The 21,102-nt window shown below is 38.8% G+C and carries 13 protein-coding genes; 4 read left to right on the plus strand and 9 right to left on the minus strand.

From position 1 onward, the window contains the following. Nucleotides 1-168: 168 nt before the first annotated feature. Nucleotides 169-1,710 carry a phospholipase D family protein gene (locus NYF15_RS04110; RefSeq protein WP_341804653.1) on the minus strand — a complete coding sequence of 514 codons (1,542 nt, stop codon included), beginning with the start codon at nt 1,708-1,710 and terminating at the stop codon, nt 169-171. Between the two features lie 154 nt (nt 1,711-1,864). Next, nucleotides 1,865-2,059 (minus strand): (2Fe-2S)-binding protein, encoded by a 195-nt coding sequence (locus tag NYF15_RS04115; protein ID WP_054554573.1) that lies wholly within the window; start codon nt 2,057-2,059, stop codon nt 1,865-1,867. A 421-nt stretch (nt 2,060-2,480) separates the two neighbouring features. On the opposite strand from NYF15_RS04115, the gene NYF15_RS04120 reads away from it, so the two are divergent. Continuing rightward, nucleotides 2,481-3,179, plus strand: a complete 699-nt coding sequence (locus NYF15_RS04120) for a hypothetical protein (RefSeq protein WP_237119059.1) — start codon at nt 2,481-2,483, stop codon at nt 3,177-3,179. 146 nt (nt 3,180-3,325) lie between these two features. On the opposite strand, the gene NYF15_RS04125 is transcribed toward NYF15_RS04120, so the two are convergent. After that, a complete protein-coding gene (locus NYF15_RS04125) occupies nt 3,326-3,733 on the minus strand; it encodes a hypothetical protein (RefSeq protein WP_371352869.1) in 408 nt (135 codons plus the stop codon). A gap of 296 nt (nt 3,734-4,029) precedes the next feature. On the opposite strand from NYF15_RS04125, the gene NYF15_RS04130 reads away from it, so the two are divergent. After that, complete coding sequence (locus NYF15_RS04130; RefSeq protein WP_371352870.1) at nt 4,030-6,300, plus strand: CHRD domain-containing protein; 2,271 nt, start codon at nt 4,030-4,032, stop codon at nt 6,298-6,300. 74 nt (nt 6,301-6,374) lie between these two features. Here the strand turns inward: NYF15_RS04130 and NYF15_RS04135 are convergent, their stop codons facing one another. The 3 genes from NYF15_RS04135 to NYF15_RS04145 all read right to left on the minus strand — a co-directional run bounded on the left by NYF15_RS04135 (nt 6,375) and on the right by NYF15_RS04145 (nt 8,971). Beyond that, nucleotides 6,375-6,860 carry a DUF6436 domain-containing protein gene (locus NYF15_RS04135; protein WP_371352871.1) on the minus strand — a complete coding sequence of 162 codons (486 nt, stop codon included), beginning with the start codon at nt 6,858-6,860 and terminating at the stop codon, nt 6,375-6,377. Between the two features lie 13 nt (nt 6,861-6,873). Next, on the minus strand, nt 6,874-8,340 hold the full coding sequence (locus tag NYF15_RS04140) for a methyl-accepting chemotaxis protein (protein ID WP_371352872.1): 1,467 nt from the start codon (nt 8,338-8,340) through the stop codon (nt 6,874-6,876). A 76-nt stretch (nt 8,341-8,416) separates the two neighbouring features. Beyond that, a complete protein-coding gene (locus NYF15_RS04145; RefSeq protein WP_371352873.1) occupies nt 8,417-8,971 on the minus strand; it encodes an isochorismatase family protein in 555 nt (184 codons plus the stop codon). A gap of 168 nt (nt 8,972-9,139) precedes the next feature. Here NYF15_RS04145 and NYF15_RS04150 point away from each other — a divergent pair, with 168 nt between their 5' ends. Beyond that, nucleotides 9,140-13,675: an EAL domain-containing protein gene (locus tag NYF15_RS04150; RefSeq protein ID WP_371352874.1), complete on the plus strand. Its 4,536-nt coding sequence runs from the start codon at nt 9,140-9,142 to the stop codon at nt 13,673-13,675. Here NYF15_RS04150 and NYF15_RS04155 read toward each other — a convergent pair. Continuing rightward, nucleotides 13,650-16,436 (minus strand): response regulator, encoded by a 2,787-nt coding sequence (locus NYF15_RS04155; protein WP_371352875.1) that lies wholly within the window; start codon nt 16,434-16,436, stop codon nt 13,650-13,652. The genes NYF15_RS04150 and NYF15_RS04155 overlap by 26 nt on opposite strands. Nucleotides 16,437-16,498: 62 nt before the next feature. Continuing rightward, the gene (locus NYF15_RS04160; RefSeq protein ID WP_371352876.1) at nt 16,499-17,392 is read right to left on the minus strand and encodes a cation diffusion facilitator family transporter; all 894 of its coding nucleotides are present in this window, start codon (nt 17,390-17,392) and stop codon (nt 16,499-16,501) included. Nucleotides 17,393-17,602: 210 nt separating this feature from the next. Between NYF15_RS04160 and NYF15_RS04165 the strand changes: the two genes are divergently transcribed. Then, the gene (locus tag NYF15_RS04165; protein WP_371352877.1) at nt 17,603-19,048 is read left to right on the plus strand and encodes a diguanylate cyclase domain-containing protein; all 1,446 of its coding nucleotides are present in this window, start codon (nt 17,603-17,605) and stop codon (nt 19,046-19,048) included. A gap of 23 nt (nt 19,049-19,071) precedes the next feature. Here the strand turns inward: NYF15_RS04165 and NYF15_RS04170 are convergent, their stop codons facing one another. Further along, on the minus strand, nt 19,072-21,006 hold the full coding sequence (locus tag NYF15_RS04170; RefSeq protein ID WP_371352878.1) for a methyl-accepting chemotaxis protein: 1,935 nt from the start codon (nt 21,004-21,006) through the stop codon (nt 19,072-19,074). Nucleotides 21,007-21,102 lie beyond the last annotated feature (96 nt).

Raw genomic sequence — 21,102 nt, forward strand, 5'->3', positions numbered from 1 at the left:
TTTTTTTATATTTAATTTTCTTAATGATGCTAACCACTTGAATACATTGAACTTACACGTGTACGCTCAATTAGTGTTTTTTATCCCGAAAGTATTAACAACTAAAGTACGAATACAAAAAAGCCCAACTAAAAAAAGTTGGGCCGAAGGTTAGGTTTGCAGTTATAGCTAGAGTTCATCCTCAATCGGGAACAGCGATATAAACCAAACTTGAAAACGCCGCCATGATGAAGTTTGTGGTTCTTTTTCAAACTGCTTGTTGTTTACTGTATCAAGCCAAATTAGCTGGTCATCATTTGGATTCTTCAATTCTACTTTCCAAGCGTAGTCTGGCATTTTTTTATCAACCCAATGCGCTAAAAAATGACTGAGTTTTTCACTATTAATTAATACGCCCATTTCAGTATTTAGGTCAAAAGAGCGCGGATCGAGATTCATGGTACCAACGAAAATTTTCTTATCATCGACCGTCATCGTTTTTGCATGAAGGCTTGCCTGTGATGAGCCTGTCACCTTGCGCCCTGCTTTGCGTTTAATAGCAACTAAGTCGCTAGGTTTTAATTCCCAAAGTTTAACGCCACCACGAATTAAATCTGCACGATACTTCTTGTAACCCGCATGTACAGCAGAAACATCAGTCGCTGCTAATGAGTTAGTCAGTACGGTAACATCAACCCCTTTTTTTACCCAACTGGTAAGCAACTCAACGCCCTGTTCTTTAGGGATAAAATATGGTGAGACTATAATTGCTTTATGCTCTGGTTGACCCATCTCTTTGAATAAAGATGGCGACATATTAGCTGATTTTTCACTCACATCATTGAGCAGCTTATCAGGATGGTCGAAGAATAAAGTCGACTCTTGCCAATCAAACTGGATCTCATCGTTTTGTAAACGCTTCACAAACTCACTTTCACGAAGTTGCTCTACATAGTTGCTGTCTTGGTTTTGCAAAACATAGGTTCGTAAGCTTTCTGTGATATTAACGAGAGATTGTTCATCACGACTGCCATGCAAATCTTCAACGGGGTACGATAATTGATGATTCCAATATAAATCAAACGCTTTTGATGCTTTGGGTACAATGTCACCTGCGCTCATTACGTCTAAATCAATAAACTCTGAGTGATCTTCCGCGGAAAAATATGCATTACCAATATTTCTGCCGCCAGTGATAAAAACTTTATTATCAACAATAAAGCTTTTGTTATGCATTCGTCTTGAAAGCAGGCTGTAATTACTCACAAAACCTAATGCTCTAAAGCGGCGATTAGGAAACGGGTTAAATAATCTCACTTCAATATTGGGATGAACAGCCAACGCTGCTAAATCAATTTCACTATCGGCTTGAGATAGGTCATCAAGTAGTAATCTTACTCTTACTCCGCGATCAGCCGCTTTGAGTAAAAAAGCGGTGAATAAAATTGTTGTTTGCTGCCTGTGATATAAATAATACTGCACATCAATGGTGTGCTCTGCAGAATCAATGAGCGCCAACCTTGCAACGAAGGCATCAACTCCATCTACTAAAGGATAAAATCCTGATAAACCAGGATGAACATTCCCCACTGCATCTCCTATTGTACTGGGTGTATCAGCTGCAATAGCATAACTTGGTTGGATAGACTCCCTAGAAGGTAATTGCGCACAGCCTGCCACTACCATAAAAAAAATTGCACAAAAAAGATATTTGGGAGAGTCAATTATCATGGCTTCCTACCAGTGACTGTGTGATACACACATTGCTTTGATATAACCCTAATAAATGAGGGGGTCAAAAGCAAATAAAACGCGTACGGAAGTGATAAAGATAAGGAAGAAAGGTAAGAAAAATTGTTAAATAAACACGTTTAAGAGCAAATAATTACGCTACTTGCTCTGTGATGTCTGCAATTTCAATGAGTTTACGGTTAAGAATCTTTTTACAACAACCGCAACATTTACCACATTGGCTACCAACTTGTAGCTCTTTTGACAGATCGCGCATCGTCATTGCGCCATCATCAATTGTTTGTTCAATTTTTTTATCAGTCACACCATGACATAAACAGATATACATGAATGCAAACCACTCTCATTTCTCTTGATGGTCAGCATATTAATCTAAACGGTAATAGTTCGCAATAGTGTTTTAGTCAAAATTTGTATAACTTTCATACTGGAACTTCCTAAATGGCATACAGCTGAAAATTTCTTCTTATATTTTGAGTGGTTAGTTGATGACGAGTACACAAAAAACTTTCAACGTTTAGATATGTTTTAGCTTATGAGAAAAGAGGTTATCAGGTTTTGTAAAGGATTTAACGAATAGCTGAGCTTGAGTGAACAACTTTGAATGACAAGGCATACTCACTTTCAAGGGTTCAGTGTTAAGATAATAAACTCTTTATAAATAACAAACGATAGTTAACACGTTAGTTGATATTAAAACTCTGTTTTTGCTATTTTATCTCAAATGCTTGATTTTTAAATGAGGACACATGGAAGCGCCTACTATTGAATTAACACGCGACAATTTTAAATCCATCTTTTTTCAGACTTTAATAAAAACAAAAGTGCAGCCTGAGATACCTATTTTAAGATGTGCTGTGCCCTTACCTAAAGCACAAAGATTACAAGCAAAAATAATCACTGCCGCTATATTGATTATTGCATGTCTACTCGTTTGGCAAACACAATCCGGTGCAGTCGCTATTGGCGCTGCAATCATTACCTATCTTAGTTACTTTTTAATTCAGATGTTTATCGCCAATAAACGTTACTTTATTCAAGAGTCCCCACTATGCGAAATTAAAATTAACCAAGAACAAATTTACTTACCAGCTCTTTTATTTGATGACAGAAAAGCACGGATACTTGAAAGAGAGGATTTACTTAATGTTGAAGCCGTATGGAATTTCACACGCTCTAAAAGCGGCTACGACATTAACGACCCAGAGCCTAGACGCGCCTACCTATTTTCTGTTATTTTTAAAACGCGTTATGGTAACTCGATTCCTTTAAATGACTGGAGTATAGAGCATCCAGAACTATTCAAAACACTTGTTGAATATAATTACCCAGTAACCATGATAAGAACAGCCAAACGCGGGTCACCTATAACGATTCACACTAAATGGTTCTTCCTATTTGTTTTTATGTGTATTCTCATACATTCACTCATAAAGTATGTTATTTAGCGAACGTATAAATATCCAATCGGCCAAGCAACTGCAAATTACCAGTACTCTGCCTACGGTTACAGCGATAAAATTTTGTAGCTGGATGCTGAAACAATGCTTTCTTACAAAACATATCTGAAGAGACCACTACTTAACTTTAAAACTTATGCTTTATTATTAAACAGCATGCCAAAGTGAGTACTGGACGTAGGTGCGAATAAAGAGTTAATCATCGTAGAAACATTCCTTTTTACTGTAAGCTGAACTGCATTAATTTCTTCATCAAGCTGTTTATTTAATTCTAGTAACTGACTTTCTCGTTGTTCTGGAGCTAGGTCTTCGTTACTTGTTAAACTATCAATCTTATTTTGTAGCTCCTTTATTTTAACTACTAACTCTTGCTGTGTTTTTGATTTCGCTTGCGTTTCTGAGTCAGAAGCAACATCAGTTTCTTGTTGTTTCGGGTGTGGATGGTTTGCAGCCTTTTCACTCTCGTTGTTTAGCTCATTTTTATTTTTCTGGCCTAATAATGACTCTGTTAGTAATGAAGGTGTGTATGAAGTTAGCTGCATAGTTTTCCTATCGTGAATTTTTTGACGTTTAACTTAGAAATTAAAAAACTAATGCATAACCCGTACCTATACCAAAACCTATCAGCACTAAATTAAGCTGCTATAACTGTTCAAATTATCTTTGCATGTAATTGCTATCTAACTTTTACTTCTTAAACTCATCAAAAATCAATCCTTAAGAAGTATGTTTTAACTTTTTAATAACCTTTTGTGATCGCTTTTTAAACACCTGTCGTAAGCCTTATTGAAATGGACACGTCGTACCGTCCGAACATACAAAGATATAAGGAAGAACGATGAAATACATACTCTTGGTAAGCAGCTTACTTTTCATCACAGCGTGTAGCGATGATGACGACGATAATGAAGTGATTACCCCTCCCCCAGTACAAGAATTTAGCCCAAGTAAGACCTACTCTGTCACTTTGAGCGGTAAGCAAGAAGTACCAATGAATAACTCAATGCAAACCGCCACAGCAACCGTAGAGCTTGATGAAAGTTTAATGCAATTTCGTGCAACGCTAGATGCAAGTTCAGTAGAAGGATTTAGTGCTGCGCACATTCATGATGGTGATTTGGGTGAGAATGGCGACGTTGCATTTGCATTTGAAGCAACAAGCGAAGGTATGTATGAAGTGGCTATTACCGATCTTAATGAATCCCTTATCGAAGATCTGATGGAGGGTGCTTGGTATATCAACCTCCATACTGAAGCATTTGCAGACGGTGAGTTACGCGCACAGATAGTGCCAGATACAACTAGCATCATCACTTTCGCCTTAAATGGTGAACAGCAAGTCCCCATGAACGACACCGATGCGATGGGTTACGGTTACGCATCTTACGACAGTGCCAGTACAGAACTTAAACTTCGCGCAGTTACTATGGGTGTAGATAATGCAACAGCAGCGCACATCCACACAGGCAAATTAGGTTCAAACGGTGATGTGTTTGTAGTTTTAGAGCAAGACGATGAAATTATGACTGATTGGGTTGTGCCTGAGGGCACCACCATTGACAGTGATACCCTTGCGGTGCTCTTAGATGGTGGACATTATGTGAATATTCACACGCCTGAATTTGCAAATGGCGAAATTCGCGGACAAATCCTGACGGATAACTACGCAGTGGCAACATTTGATCTTAGTGGTGAGCAAGAAGTGCCTATGGTGACCACCATGGCCAGTGGTGATGGTTATGCATTAGTAGATACAACTGACTACAGCGTAGAACTCACGGTTGTTACTTCAAACTTAGACGATGCAACTGCAGCACATATTCACACAGGTCGAATTGGCACTAATGGTGATGTACTCGTCGCTCTTGAACAATCAATGGATGACAGTAATGTTTGGATGACTCCTGCAAATACTATGATAGATGCTGATATTTTTGCTGTACTTGCATCCGGAGGTCATTATGTAAATGTTCATACACCTGATAATGCTGGCGGAGAACTACGAGGTCAAATACTTACCAACAATTTCGCGTTCACAAGCTTTACACTCAATGGCGAGCAAGAAGTACCTGCTGTGACCACCAGTGCCAGTGGTGAAGCGTATGCTCTCATTAATATGAATAGTTACGACTTAGAACTTCGTGTAAATACAACAGGTGTAGATGACGCAACAGGCGCTCATATTCACACAGGTCGAATTGGTACAAATGGTGATGTACTTGTGGCACTTGAGCAGTCAACAACTGATGCCGGCACTTGGGTAACACCTGCCAATACGATGATAAACGCAGATATTTTTGCAGTGCTTGCTTCAGGTGGTCACTATGTAAATGTCCATACACCTGCCAACACAAGTGGTGAAATTAGAGGTCAAATTCTGACGGATAATTATCAATTAGTGACTTTTCCATTAACTGGTATGCAAGAAGTACCCGCAGTCGATACCATGGCGTCAGGCAGCGGTTACGCACTAGTCAATATGGATAATTACCACATAGAGTTAAGAGCATTAACAGAGGGTGTAAGTGATGCAACTGCAGCGCATATCCACACTGGCCGCATTGGTATGAACGGTGATGTACTTGCAGCATTAGAGCAGTCAAGCGATAACATGAACCTATGGCAAACACCTGAAAACACCATGATCGATGCAGAAACGTTTGCAATACTCGCATCAGGTGGCCATTACGTTAACGTGCACACACCGGCGAATCCTAGCGGTGAGTTACGTGGGCAAATTTTAACTGATAACTATGTATTTGTGACCTTCCCACTAAGCGGCGCCCAAGAAGTACCAAGTGTCGTGACAGACGCATCTGGTGATGGCTATGCATTAGTGAACACCCATGATTACAGTGTTGAATTACAAATACTCACCTCAGGTGTGAGTGACGCCAGCGCAGCGCATATTCATACTGGTGTAGCCGGTGAAAATGGCCCTGTATTAGTTGGCCTTGTGCAAGATAGCGATGATATGAATCGCTGGATGAGCAGCACCGGATTGATGATTGATGCCGATACATTCTCAGTACTCGCTTCTGGTGGTCATTATGTAAACGTACATACGCCTGCTAACCCGAATGGGGAAATTAGAGGCCAGATCCAATAATCAATTCCTAACCCTGTTAATCCTAGTTGTTCTGAGGCCAATGTAACTTTGGCCTCTTTTCGTAAAAGGTGAATTCAACCTATCTTACAATAACACCCTTCGGCATTAGAATTAACGAACTGACTATTAAAACCAGCACGTAAATTTTTAATTACCAACTCAACAAAACCGTTCTGACTCGAGCACGCTAAGCCTTTTGATAATGGGCCTGCATATGCCAGCTCTTGATTATCTGAAATAAGTACAGCAGCGGGTTGCGCGGGTATAAGTAAAGACAAAGCCGTACTCGGGGCTAGTTTTACAACTTTTACCCCCTGCTCGATAGCATAGTCTGTTAAGCTCTGAATATGCGCCTGTGAGCGCACGGAACAGACACAGGTGTTTTCATCCACAATATACAAAGTATCGCCTTCGACTGCATCAAGCCCAACGGCATTTTGAAACAATGACAACCAGTTTGGTTGCGACAGCGTGTTATCAGGGTCAAATGTGTCTGTTTGCTGGATGTAAGCAAAGACTAAAGTAGCAACCACAATGATAACCCATAAAAGGGTTGCCACTGTTAATCTTATGCTATTTGAATTTAGCAATACCTTGCTCCAGCACATCAATACTGACATCAATTAACTGCACACGATCGGTTAGCTTTTCAATCATATGGTTATCATTCTCTTGATTAGCAATTAAGGCTTGTGAGTTTTCGGCAATTGCACGGGTGTTACCCGCTTGGTTTTGCACTACATGCGCAACCGATTGTGAGCTCGTAGCGGCACTGTTTACTTGCTCCGTCATTTCTGTAATTTGTTGCTTCATTTGCGTGCTAATTGCCGATAGTTGCTCAATCAAAGTGACACTCCCTTGCATTGATTGAGTCGATGAAGCACTATTTTGCATCAAACTTTCAAGGGTTGTCGTTATTTTATCTGTGGTGTGTTTGCTACGCGTTGCAAGGTTTCTAACTTCATCTGCGACCACAGCAAAACCACGCCCCTGCTCACCGGCACGAGCCGCTTCAATAGCTGCGTTTAAAGCAAGGAGATTGGTTTGCTCAGCAATCGATGAAATCTCATTCAGTAAGTCTGAAATATGACTACATGCACTTACTAATTGTGTGATGTTCTGGTCTGCCTCTTGAAGATTTTTAGCAAGTTCAGCAGTTTTATTGTCTGTATTCGCCACCTCATTTAATGCCTCGCTCGCACTTAAATGAAGCTTTTCAAACTGGGTTTGTAGTTCATTACTTTGTTGCTCAACATGGGCAAAGCCTTCAGCAACGCGCTCCCCTGATTGTGCAATATCAGCCGATAACTGCTCTCGGTGCAGTGCTTGTTGGTGCAGTTCATCATGTACTTCAAGCAATTGTTTAGACTGATTTTTTAAAACGCTACTTTGGCTTTGTACATCACCAATTACACTTGAAACAAAACCAAGAAGACGATTAAAACCCGCCACCGCTTCACTGTGACTTTCATCGGCTCTTAGACTAATATTAATGCTGTTTTCATTCGCCATAATTCGCTCTGTAGTATTACTTAACGAGAGCCCTGCACTGCGTTCACGGTGCAATGTTTTAGCGATGTAGCCCGCAACAATAGCTTCCACGATGGCATACACTGCATGGATAAGTACGGTACTAAAATATAATCGGTCAGGGTCAAAAACATATAAACCCATTTCATTGATTTGTAAAAAATAAAAGCTCAAATGATGAACGGCTACAAATGCAAGTGCGGTAATAAACACTCGCCACTCAACAAACATGATTAGCACAGCCATCAATATAAAAATTTCAAAGTGAACTTCAATAAGTCCATAGCTTTGTTGGATGTGTAAAAACGAAAACATCATGCAGCCGGCAGCAACCACATGAGCGGTCAATTTGCTACCTGGGTAGCGATACAGCATCCAAAGCGGCAAAGACAGCAAAAGTAAGCCTGTGACCACACCGGTTAACAAGGTTGAGTAGATAAACCCTAAGACCAAAGACTCTACAAATAAAAGAAGAAACAAATACGTAAAAAGACGGCGCACACTCGTCATAGTTAAAGCCTTAATTATTAAATAATTTACAAAAATACAATTAACCGAGCCTATACGGTTTGATGCGTATCATGGTTCACTTTATTAATGGCAATAATGCTCTAAATTGTTCAGTTCCTGCTTTTTCTAACCATTGAAATAACACACTTTCGGTACATGTTATTATAGCTCCAGCCTGTGTAAGTTGCTTTGTTGCTATGTTTTTATGGTGTGAGTTACGCGATGCGATAGCGTCATCCACAATGAACAATTTAAAACCGGCAGCTAATAAATCTAAACACGTTTGTAAAACACACACATGCGCTTCAGTTCCTGCAACAACAATTTGGGGACGATTAAAGCGCGATAGCGACTCTATGAAGTTTGGCTCTAAGCAGGCACTAAAATGTATTTTTTCTATGTTACAGCTTGTTGCCATAAAGTGGGCAAGCGATGGGTCGGTTGCGCCCAGTTTTTCAGGGTTTTGCTCCGTAAAAACCACTGGAATATCAAAAAGAGATGCCCCTTTTAAAAGCTTTTCGGTATTATTAACAACCTCTGCAAACTCGCTAATAACAGGAGAAAGCCCTGCTTGTTCATCAATGATGAGTAAAATTGTTTGCGTTTTTTGACATATAAATGGGTGACGCATAAAAGGCCTTGGTCATTTTTATTAAAGTATTTATAGCACATAGATACATTTGTGTACCTTAATTAACATTGTGCTAAACTATCTTCTCTTACTCGTTAATTACGTGCATATTTGTGCTATATTTTACTAAAAGTTTTGTGCAAATAATAATTTAGGGTTCAACATTCGGTGCCTAAACACTTCCTCTTAGTTTTCATTTTTATCCTATTAGTATTCCCTAACATTGCGAATGCGCAAAACTATGCTTTGCAAATTCAGCGACTTTCAACAGATGAAGGCTTAACTCAAGGCTCTGTTACTAAAGTTGTTCAAGATGATCTCGGTTTTATATGGATTGGTACTTATCAAGGTTTAAATCGTTATGATGGTTACCAAGTGTCTCCATTTTCAGGAGAGCACATACTCGATCAGCGACAAATTGCCTTCATGGCAAAAACTAACAATGGAAAACTATTTGTAAGTACCGAGTTTTCAGGGGCTTTTTTAATTGACCCAAAATCTTTGCATGTTGAAAAAATCTATTCAGGAAAACTAAACCCTGAAGATAATTTTTTCTCTCCTATACTGGCTTTAGATGAAAGTGATAACAACTACTTTTTTGCTATAAACCAACATGTTTACTCGTACCATAAGCAATCAAAAAAATTTTTACATGAATTTTCTATCAATAAACAAGAGCACATTATTCGCTCCCTAAAGCTTCATGAAAACTTTATATTTATTGGTACCTCTAACGGGCTGTTTTCTAAGAATCTCGCTGATGAGCATATTTCGTATATTCCATTGGCAGATCAAAGAAACATTAACGATGACAACAAAAACGTCAAATTTTTACATGTCGATAAACAGTTAGGGCTGCTAGTCGGAACAGTGGAAGGAATGTATAACATCCCTTTTGATAGCAGGGAATTACTTGAATTTGATAAAGCTAAGCTACTCATTCCTACGCTCAATATATGGGATTATACAAACAGTCCTTTTGGTGAGTACATCGTTACCGAAAAGGGCTTATTTGAATTTAATCGGCAAACATTGAGCGCTGAGTTTGTTTTACGTTTCGATCAAAGCAAATTCAACATGACCGATAACACCATACCTGATGTCATGGTAGATAAAACAGGCCTTCTTTGGCTTGCTTCGCGATCACAAGGGGTATTTACTTGGTCTACTCTGGCAAAACGTTTTAAGCATATTCAATTAAAAAATGAGCAAAGTTATTACGACAATAACATTTGGTCTATTGTCCAAGATGACAATAACACCCTTTGGATTGGTACCGATAACGGCTTAATGAAATACAACCAGTTAACTAAAAAAACCACTGCATACTTAGTAAATAATGACGAAAAAGCATTTCATGGTGAGCATGGTATTTATGGTATTGCCAAAGCACAACTAGATGATAATAACCGTTACCTATGGCTAATGAAGTATGTTGGCTTGACGCTGTTTGACAAAAAAACAGGCAAGACAATAGCCATTAATGGCAGTGAAAAAACAACGACATTTTTATCAACAGAGCCTAGCTGGGGCTTTCACGTTATGAAACCTGATCAATTTGCTTTTATAACAAATGATGAGTTTTACACTTATAACGGCAAAACTGGCGAATTAAATGTCATCAAAGGGCTTAAAGAGCAAGTAGATATAATCAATGCAAATTCATTTTTAAAACCGTTACCTAATTACCCTGATGAATATGTTCTGAATATGTCCGGTAAGCTCTATCGTTACAATGAATCGACAGAAAAGTTAACGCTAATATATCAAGTAGAAAACTATAACCCTTTAGCATTTTTTCTAGTAGATGACTGGGTCATCGATCACAACAATGTGTTATGGCTGGCTTCATCACATGAAGGGTTAATTGGCTTAGACGCTGAAACCTATGAAATAAAGCATCGAATCAATCAGAGCTCAGGTCTCCAAGCTAAATCAGTTTTTGGGCTTCAAATAGATCGTTTTGGGTTTTTATGGTTTAGCTCTCAAAACGGCTTATATCGTTTAGATTTGAGCTCATTTACGTTAGATCGTTATTTTATCCGAGACGGTCTATCCGTTAATGAATTTAATATAGATGCAGATACAACACTCGCCAATGGGCAAATTGCATTTGGTTCAACCCGTGGCGTGTTACTTGTTTCGCCAGAAGATTTTCTGTCTTCGCCAATCAGTATGCAGAAAAACTCAGCTGAAATTACCAGTGTCTCACTCTTATCAAGAGAGCTTAACTATCACCCCTATAAATACGCTGATAATGCGCTGCAACTCACCGCAGATGATATAGGCCTAGAGGTCACTTTTTCTAACTTTGACACATTAAATAAAGACACCACACGATATAAGGTGACTTTAGAAGGCCCTACGTCATTACAGTACGATAAACTAACGACCAATAAGGTACTTTTTACAAAGCTTCCTCCTGGTGATTATGTGTTATCGGTTTCATCTACTTCAGAGCTAACTAACGATAACACTGCAACCCGCCAGTTAAAGTTCAACGTTGCTTATGCAATGTGGTCCTCACCGCTTGCAATCGCTTGCTACACGGTGATTGTTTTGGCTATTTTATTTATTATTTTTTGGCAGTATCGTGCTCGTCAGCAAACGATCCGAAAAGCGCATGATGAAATCGTAAAATCCCAGCAACAAACTGAGCTTGCATTGAGTAGCAATAATAGTGGCGTTTGGGAAGCTAACCTTAAAAAAATGACTATACACAATAACCGTATAGCGGCTGAGTTAGGTTATAAAGAATATGAAGATACAATTAAACTCACCGAGTTTTTAAACCTCATTCACCCTCATGATCGACGCTTATTTATCAATCAATGGGAATCTTTTTCTAAACAACTTAACCAACAACAGTGGAATGTAACCTACCGTTTAAAACACAAAACAGGTCAATGGCTATGGTACCAAGATCTTGGCCGCGTAGTTGAGGCGGATGATAATAATACACCGCTTAAAATATCGGGAATATACACTAATATAACTGAGCAAAAAGCAAATGCTCAACAAGCAGCCGTGCTTGGGGAAGCTTTTAGCCAAATAAACGATTGGTTGCTTATTTTAGATAGTCAATTAAAGCCATTTTCAGCTAATGCGAGTTTCAGCGAAGCCTTTGCCACACCGAGTAATATCGCTGATTTGAGCTTAAAAGACTTCTTAGGTGCGATAGGAAAAGCGCACTACGTTGAATTTTTAACCGTTTTAAAAACTCTCAAACCCAAGCAAAATTGGAAGACTGAGGCGTTTATTCGCACCTTAAAAAGTCCCGCGCATCCTGTTCACATAAGTGTCACAGCAGTCGCAAGAGATCAGCAAACGATTAATTACTACGTTATCGTAATATCAGATCTAACAGAGCAAAAACGTGCCGAAGATGAGCTTAGATACCTTGCTAACTATGACCCTTTAACAGGTTTACCTAATCGTACGTTAATGCATTCTAAAATAAATACGTGTATTGATAATGCCAGCAAAGAGAATAAATTAGCCGCTTTGTTATTTATCGATCTAGATAAATTTAAACCTGTTAATGACTCTTTTGGCCATGCCGTGGGCGATCAGTTACTGTGCAACATCACCAGAAGAGTTGATCTCATTTTACCTGACAATGCGATAATAGGCCGTCAAAGTGGTGATGAATTTTTAGTGCTAGTGCAAGACTTACACTCGCCTCAGAGCCTAAGTACTTTAGTTAAGTCACTCACCGATGAACTAGGTAATAAAGTGGTTATTGAAGATTTTTCTATCAATATATCGGCCAGCATCGGCGTTGCTTTGTATCCATTTGATGCGACAACTGCGGATGACTTAATTCGAAACGCTGATATTGCAATGATGCATGCAAAACAGTCTGGGCGTAACAACTTTAAGTATTTCACAGAGCAAATGAATAATCAGCTAACTAAGAAGTTGTTACTCGAAAATGCACTTAAAGATGCTTTCAAAGATGACGAGTTATTTAATAACTACCAGCCGATTGTTAATGCAAGGACTAAAACTATCAATGGTGTTGAGCTTTTAATGCGCTGGAAAAACGAGCAAGGATTTGTCTCCCCCGCCGAATTTATTCCTATTGCTGAAGAAATCGGTTTAATTGATGTTTTAACAGAGCAAGCCCTTGATCGCGCTTTAACAGAGCTCAAGCCTCTTTTACGGGCAAACCCTCGCTTTTATTTGTCGTTAAACTTATCACCGATGCATATTTTGAAGTCAAACCTCACTGAGCGTTTATTGATGATACTGAATAATCATTTGGTAAAACCAATTCAGCTGCGTCTAGAGATCACTGAGAGCACCTTACTTGAAGATAAAATAAAAGCGTCAAAGCAGTTACAAAAATTAAAAAATGCGGGATTTAAACTGTTATTGGATGACTTTGGGACAGGTTATTCTTCATTAACCTATTTAAGCCAATTTCCTATTGATGTTATAAAAATAGATCAAAGCTTTGTGCGTAACATTGGCCAAGATAAAAGTAACGAGTCAATTATCAAAACCATTCATGCGCTATCGACAAATTTAGGGCTTTATTGTATTGCTGAAGGTGTCGAAACCACTGAACAAATTAAGTTCTTAGAAAAAATGGGTTGTGAAGACCTACAAGGGTATTATTTTGCTAAGCCCATGCTGATAGATGAGCTTAGTAAAGAGTCTACAATTGAAGCTATTATTGGCCGTTTAAACGCGCTTTAAACCACTTATTTAAACAATGATACAGCTCATCTTTATTAATTGGTTTAGAAATAAAATCATCCATTCCCGCTTCAAGGCAACGCTTTTGATCATCTTCAAAAGCGTTTGCGGTAATAGCAATGATGACTGCTTTGCCATAACGATCTGGCTCAGATTTAATCGCTTGAGTACACTGATAACCATCCATATGCGGCATCTGACAGTCCATTAAAATAATGTCAGCCATAAAGCTCTCTAAGGCTTTAAGTGCTTCTACGCCATCACTGGCTTGCTTAATTGTACACTGAGTTTCATGCATCATTTTATTGAGTACAAGTTGATTCACGGGGTTATCCTCAACTATCAGTACATTCACACCTTGTAGCTCAGGTTTCTGAGCAGATTGATTATCTACCAGCGTCAATTCACTCATTTGAACAGGTACACAAAGTGTAAACACACTGCCTTTACCCTGTTCGCTTTCAAGTTTCAGCTCACCGTTCATTAATTCCACAATGCGCTTTGAAATTGTTAAACCAAGCCCAGTACCGCCATATTTTCGCGTTGTAGAAATATCAGCCTGAGTAAATTCAGTAAAAAGCTTAGCCTGTTGATCGGATGAAATACCAATGCCCGTGTCACGAATACATACTTCAAGCGTGCCATTTTTGTAATGACTAGATAAAATAATTTCACCGGATTCGGTAAATTTACCCGCATTACTTAAAATATTATTAATAACTTGGCTAAAGCGAAGCGGGTCTAAACTAATGTAATCGGGAATATCATCTGATATATCAAGCGCAAACGAAACGTTAGGCTTCACACTGGTATTACTAAACACTTGCGCTAACTTATGTAGTAGCTTTTTCACCTCCACAGCACGATATTCCAGTTTTAGCGCCCCTGCTTCTATTTTTGAAAAATCTAAAATATCGTTAAGAATCAATAACAAATTATTGGCACTTTGATGCACCATTGTCAGCTCTTCGCGTTCTTTTTCTGGTAAAGTTTCATTGTCTAAAAGTAGCTGCGTCATGCCTAAAATGCCATTCAACGGCGTCCTTATTTCATGGCTCATATTGGCTAAGAATTGCGATTTTGTTTTGTTAGCATGATTTGCCGCTCTTACAGCCTTTACCAGCTCATTCGTCTTATCACTAACCTGGCGTTCCAATTGCGCATTAAAATCCTTTAGCTTGCTGTTAAGATGCTCATTTTCATGATTCACTTGACGTAGACGGCTAAAGCTCAGTGTCAGTTTATTCGCTAAATTAGAAAATTGTGATTGTAACCTGCTTACTTCAAACCAAGTATCAGGTAAATAGGTATCTGTATTTGCTTGTTCAGGCTCAAACTTATCGATTTGTTCCGCTAATTTTAAAATAGGTTTTATTAACCAACGGCTTAACTGAGTTATAAAAATACTGGTTAATAAAATAATAAACACAATCATAACAATCGATTGCCCCCAAGCATGCACCGCAACATCGTTAGCATACTTACGATTAAGCATGGTCAACACTACCCAATTGTGCTCTGACGAGTATGCTACACGGGCATAAAACTGCTGTTCGTTATCTTGGTTTAGCCTCTTAAAACGGGTTTCACCTGTAAATCCACTCAATTCATCGTCCGTAATTTCCTGTAATTCAGCAAAATTATTCAGTGAGCTGTAGACCACTTTGTTTGTTGAATCTAATACGACTAATTCACCTTGATGGCTGAATAAACTTGGCCGTAGCCTTGAGAAGTAATCGAACATCAAAGAGCCTTCAACAACCCCTGTAAAAGTATCTTCAATATAAATGGGGGCAGAAACGGCCACGATGGGAAGCGCACCAAACCCACGCCCTTTAAAAATAGAAGACACATAGCCTAGCCTATGGTTAGGAGCATTAATAAAGTAGTCCCTATCTGCAACATTGGGCCGAATCATAGATTGCTCTAGACTAATTGCTAAAGATTGAGGGAAAAAGTGAGTCACATCAGCAACTGCATTTGTAATGATTTGTGTTCTAAAGTCGGGATATAACTGCGCCATACTTTCTAAGCTTGCTTGTTTAGGGGCCCCTAAAGCAATACCTCTAGCAGTTAAAAGAACACCTTTTTTATGGTGCTCTAAATGAGTATCTATGGTTTGCGATATTTCTTGTGCTTTTTCGTAAAGTTGAGAATTGATCTCATATTCAATACGTGAATAATGATTATTGGTTAACACAATAGACGTTAAAATAACCACCAAAATAATCAGTAAAGTTACAACATAATTGAGTATTTTATATAATGACGAGTAGTATTTATGCCATGAATAGCGACTAAAAAAGAAACTCAATAAGTCAATGACTGACAGATAAATCGCTGCATTAAGGCAGTATTTTGCTAGTGCAATCGCAATAGTCAAAATAGGTAAACCCAATATGAAATGACCAAAGCCCCAAAGTAAAGGCAAACCGACTATAAACCAAAATATCATACCGCGAAGGAATACAGGCCGAGCTTTACTCAAGCAGAAAACGTGCAAAAAAATTAGCTCAAGGGCAAATACAACTGAAGGCCAAGCATGCCCCCAACGATAAAAAATAAAGCCTGTACTTATTACAAATGTGATGAGCGCAAATCGCCAACCAAATAGCAGTAAGCTTAAGATGACAAAAAACTGCCCAAGCAAAAATTCGGAACTATCTAAGAAAAAAATAGGAAGTAGATTAGTTACACCCGCAACGGCTCCTAACAGCACTGCTGCTAAAAAGCTAAAATATGGCGGCTTATGAACTAGCAAAGGCGGTACCCTATCTTATAGTGATACCTTTAAATTAAAAGAAAAAGAGGTAATTTGCCACCTTAATTAATTGGGTGGCATTCATGGCTTTCAATTTGTAAGACACTTTTCGCAACTTTAAAGCGCGAAAGTAAAAGCTTTTCGACCTTTAGACGACACGCTTCATCATGTTTTTCTACTGTACAGTGTTGTTTTAGCACGACATGCGCGCCAACAATGACAACGTTATCCTGACGAACAACCGTCACATTATGCACATTTTCAACATGTTCAATAGAGGCAATGCTTTTTTCAACGTCTGCCACATTAGGCAGTTTGCTGTTATTTTCAGCTAAGCCTTTAATACAACGTATTATTACTTTAATTCCCGTAAATAAAACGAAAGAAGCAATTAGCATGCTTGAAATAATATCGATTTCAGCCCAGCCAGTAAGGTAAATCAAAATTCCTGCAAAGAAAGTTGAAACCGTTGAAATTAAATCAAAAAACGAATGAAGAAATACGGCGTATACATTGATACTCGCTTTTCGACCTTTATAAAGAACCCAAGCTGCGGCACCATGAAATAAAAAGCCAATAGCTGAAATAACAGACATTAAATAGCTATTAATTTCGAGATGGTTACCTTCATTATGGTGTAGGTATCGCTCTCCACCTTCGTATAAAATAACCAAGCTGATACTTAAATATAAAATGCCGTTAATTAAACCGCCTGTTAGTTCTGCACGTTGATAGCCATCATTAAAGTTTTTGGCAAAATGTATCGCCATAGACGACGCTATTAAGGCGATGAATAAAGAACTATTATGGACAAACAAATGCCCTGCATCAGCAAGCACTGCTAACGAGTTTGAAAAATACGCACCAATGATCTGAATTATCATAAACGAGCAAGTAATGGCTAACGCAATTAACAAGCGACGTCTAGATGCTTGGTGAGTCGTAATATCTGTCATGAAGAAAAGAAAAACCTATTCGCTGGAAAAAGAGTAATGATATACAGTCGCAATTGTAATACGTGACGCCACTAAACGCACTAAAAACTTACCTATCGCTCAATTTACGAGGATTTTAAGCTTTCAAATCAAGAGAAAAGAAAATTTTATATCAATTTTTTGTTAAAATATGTAACCTTATACCGTGTATTGGTTTTAGGTCGTTTTTTAATGAGTTCAATTGAGCAAACATGGCAGACTCTCGCTGCATTACCGATAGCTATTATCATGTTTGATCAGCAACACAATCGTTTCCATTTTAACTTACCGGCACAGTCGTTATTCTCAATTGAAGAGCAACTAAGCTCAGACGAACTCAACCTAACTCATCTTGCACTTAATAACGCGCTAAGCAGCGAATCACTGGGCATTACCGAGTTATTGCCAAGTTCGTACAACACACACCCCTTGTTTGTAACGCTAACCAACCGACATACTCACTCAGCCAAACTGCTTGACCTAAAATTTGCAACACTTTGTGATTATCTTTATATCACTGTGTGTGAGCCTCGTACATTACCTAGCCAAGCTCAAAGCCAAGACTTCGATGAGCTGATTTCTCAGATTTCAACAGAACTTATCGATATCCAAAACGAAAATATGAGTCAGCAAATAGAGAAGGCACTGCAAACAATAGGCTTAAATTGCCATGCTGACCGTACTTACATTTTTGAATTTAGTGATGACGGATTATCGATGAGTAACACCTACGAGTGGGTAAACGACGGTATTACACCCTTTAAGGAGCACCTTCAGAATATCCCAAAAGACTCTTTACCTTATTTTTTCCAGCAAATGCACACACAGCATATTTTTAACGCATCAAACACAGCTGAATTACCCCCTGAAGCCAGAGCAGAAAAAATAGAGTTTACTAACGAGGGGATTCAATCTGTTTTATGTATTGGCTTAGTCGTCGAGAAAACATTATTTGGCTTCATTGGTTGTGACTGCGTTAATAAAGCCCGTCAATGGTCTCAAACGGATTTGTTAAGAATAAAACTAGTCGGCGACATGATCACAAATGCATTAAAAAATATGCAATATAAACATAAACTTGAAAAGATACAAAAGCTGTTACTTACAGCTAATAAAGAGCTGCATGAGCAAGCTTATAGAGACAGTCTGACCGAAATTGCTAATCGTCGACAGCTCGATTCTACCCTACAACAGGAATTAAAACGCTGTGCACGCAGTGAACTCTCGCTAAGCTTAATTCTGTGTGATATTGACTCGTTTAAATTATATAACGATACGCTAGGTCATCAACAAGGTGATCAAGCACTAAAGCTCGTTGCTAAAACGCTTGAAGAAAATTGTCAGCGTCCAGGAGACTTAGCAGCCAGATACGGTGGTGAAGAATTTGCTATTATCCTCCCCGCCACTAACAAGCAAGAAGCCTCATTATTCTGCCAAAAATTACAGCTAGCGATAAAACAACTAGCAATTGAACACCCTAATTCTAAAGTAAGCCCGTTACTGACATTAAGTTTTGGTATTTATTCATGCCAACCTAATGAACACAGCGAGGCTGATCATACTCTTATTATGGCCGACAAAGCACTGTACAGAGCAAAGCAAAATGGTCGTAACCGCATAGAAGAAATTGCTGAGTAATTTCACTGTCAGTTTTAAAATTTTTACACCTTAAACTGGCTCACTAAGTCCTTTAAGTGCTGTGCACGTGATAACAAGCTTTGCGTACCCTGCTGTTGTTGCTCAGCATTGTCATGAATTGATGTTGCACTGTCTGAAATGTCGTGAGCCGATTGATTAATATGCTCGACAACCGTACCTTGCTCTTCTGTTGCTGCTGCAACTTGATGATTCCCTTGGCTAATAACTTCAAATTTTTGTTGAATTGATTGCAGTGCAGATACAGCAACCTGAGTGAGTTCTGTCACTTTTTGACTACTTTGTGTTCCTTCTGCGATTGCTTGTTGAGATTGAAGTGAAGAACTTTGTAACCGTGTGACCTGTTCGCGAATTTCCGAGGTAGAAGTTTGAGTGCGCTTTGCAAGAGAACGTACTTCATCTGCTACGACCGCAAACCCACGCCCTTGCTCACCCGCTCTTGCCGCTTCAATGGCCGCATTTAATGCCAATAGGTTTGTTTGTTCAGAGATAGCGTTAATCACTTCAACCACGGAGTTTATTTCCGCAGCTTGGCTTGCAAACTCACCAATACTTTTATCAACATTGAGCAAAATTTCATTCAGTTCAGTCATTGTTTTAGCTGTTGTGGCCATACTATGGTTCGTTTCAACAGTTTCTTTTACTGCTTCTTCGGTGTCGCTTGCTGTACGATGAGCAATATCAGACACTTCATTGATAGTTTGGCCCATCTCTGTAATCGCAGTTGCAACTTGATCTGTTTGCGCACGCTGATCTTCGGTTGCAGCAAATGTTTTATTAGCAAACGTGGCCAACTCTTCAATGCCTTCACGCATCGCTCGTTCAGTCACACTAATTTCATCTACCAGCTCTGCAACTTTACCTATGATAGCATTGAAGCCTTTAGCAAGATGACCTAGCTCGTTATCAACACTGTCGTCTAAACGTTTACTTAGATCCCCCCCTTGGCCTGCCATACCTAACAACTCGTCACCCACACGGCGTATTTTAGTGCTCAGCCAATTAGCAAAATACAAAGTAAGGATCAGAAAAACAGCGGCAAGCACCACACTCACTAAAATTGACATAAGAACGACAGCGTTGATTGCGCTCGAAATTTCTTCTTTCGGTTGCACAGCAACCAAAGTCAGCCCCATACCAGTAATTGGCATTACACCGGCATATACTTGTTGACCATTTAATTCAGCTTGGGATAATGAAAATTCATCACTTTTGCTACTTGTTACGTTTTGCAACGCACTTAAAGATGCAATATTTGAAATCTGCTTACCAATAAATGCATCATTTTCGTGAGCAATAATGCGTTTAGAGTCATCAATTAAAAATAAGTAACCTTGCTGACCAATTTTACGTGAAGTAACAATATTTGAGATATCTGAAATATCATAGCCAAGCCCCGCAACGCCAAGGCGCTTACCTGCAATTTCTACCAAGGTATTAACGTATAAAGTCAGATGACCGCCTTGCTCACTCACATCTAAAGCTAAGACTTGGCGTTTATCTGAATTTAAAAAATCAAAAAACCAACTATCTCGTGGCTCACTACTCGAAACTGACTTAAAAAAGCCTTCTTGAGTGTAATAACTCATCGAATCACTGCTCACCCAAAAAACCGATGATGCACCGCTCTTCTTTTGTAAGTCAGCAAAGTATGACATTACACGCTGATGAATAGGCGAGCGCTTCTCACCTTCGGTCATCCAAGTATGTAGCATTTGATTTTCTGCCAATGACTGTGACACTGAGATTGGATAACGCATTTGGGCATCAATTTGTGCGGCAACCTTGCCTACCGCATCAGGTAAGAGTTGTTTTTCGGTTTGTTGATAATAGAGTTTAGAAAATTGACTCGTATTGATTAAGGCACTGACTACCGTAACAATAAATAATGCGATTAATACAAAACTAATAAAAATAGTGCGTAGCGATAGGTTTCGCATTAAGCAAGCCTCATACTTTGATAGTGTTTTTTGTTTATATATAATCCTTACGGGCTAATTTTAGATAACAACTGATTGTTTAGCAATCGCTATTTT

This window comes from Pseudoalteromonas sp. 68 DY56-GL68 (assembly GCF_041414825.1).
Classification (GTDB): domain Bacteria; phylum Pseudomonadota; class Gammaproteobacteria; order Enterobacterales; family Alteromonadaceae; genus Pseudoalteromonas.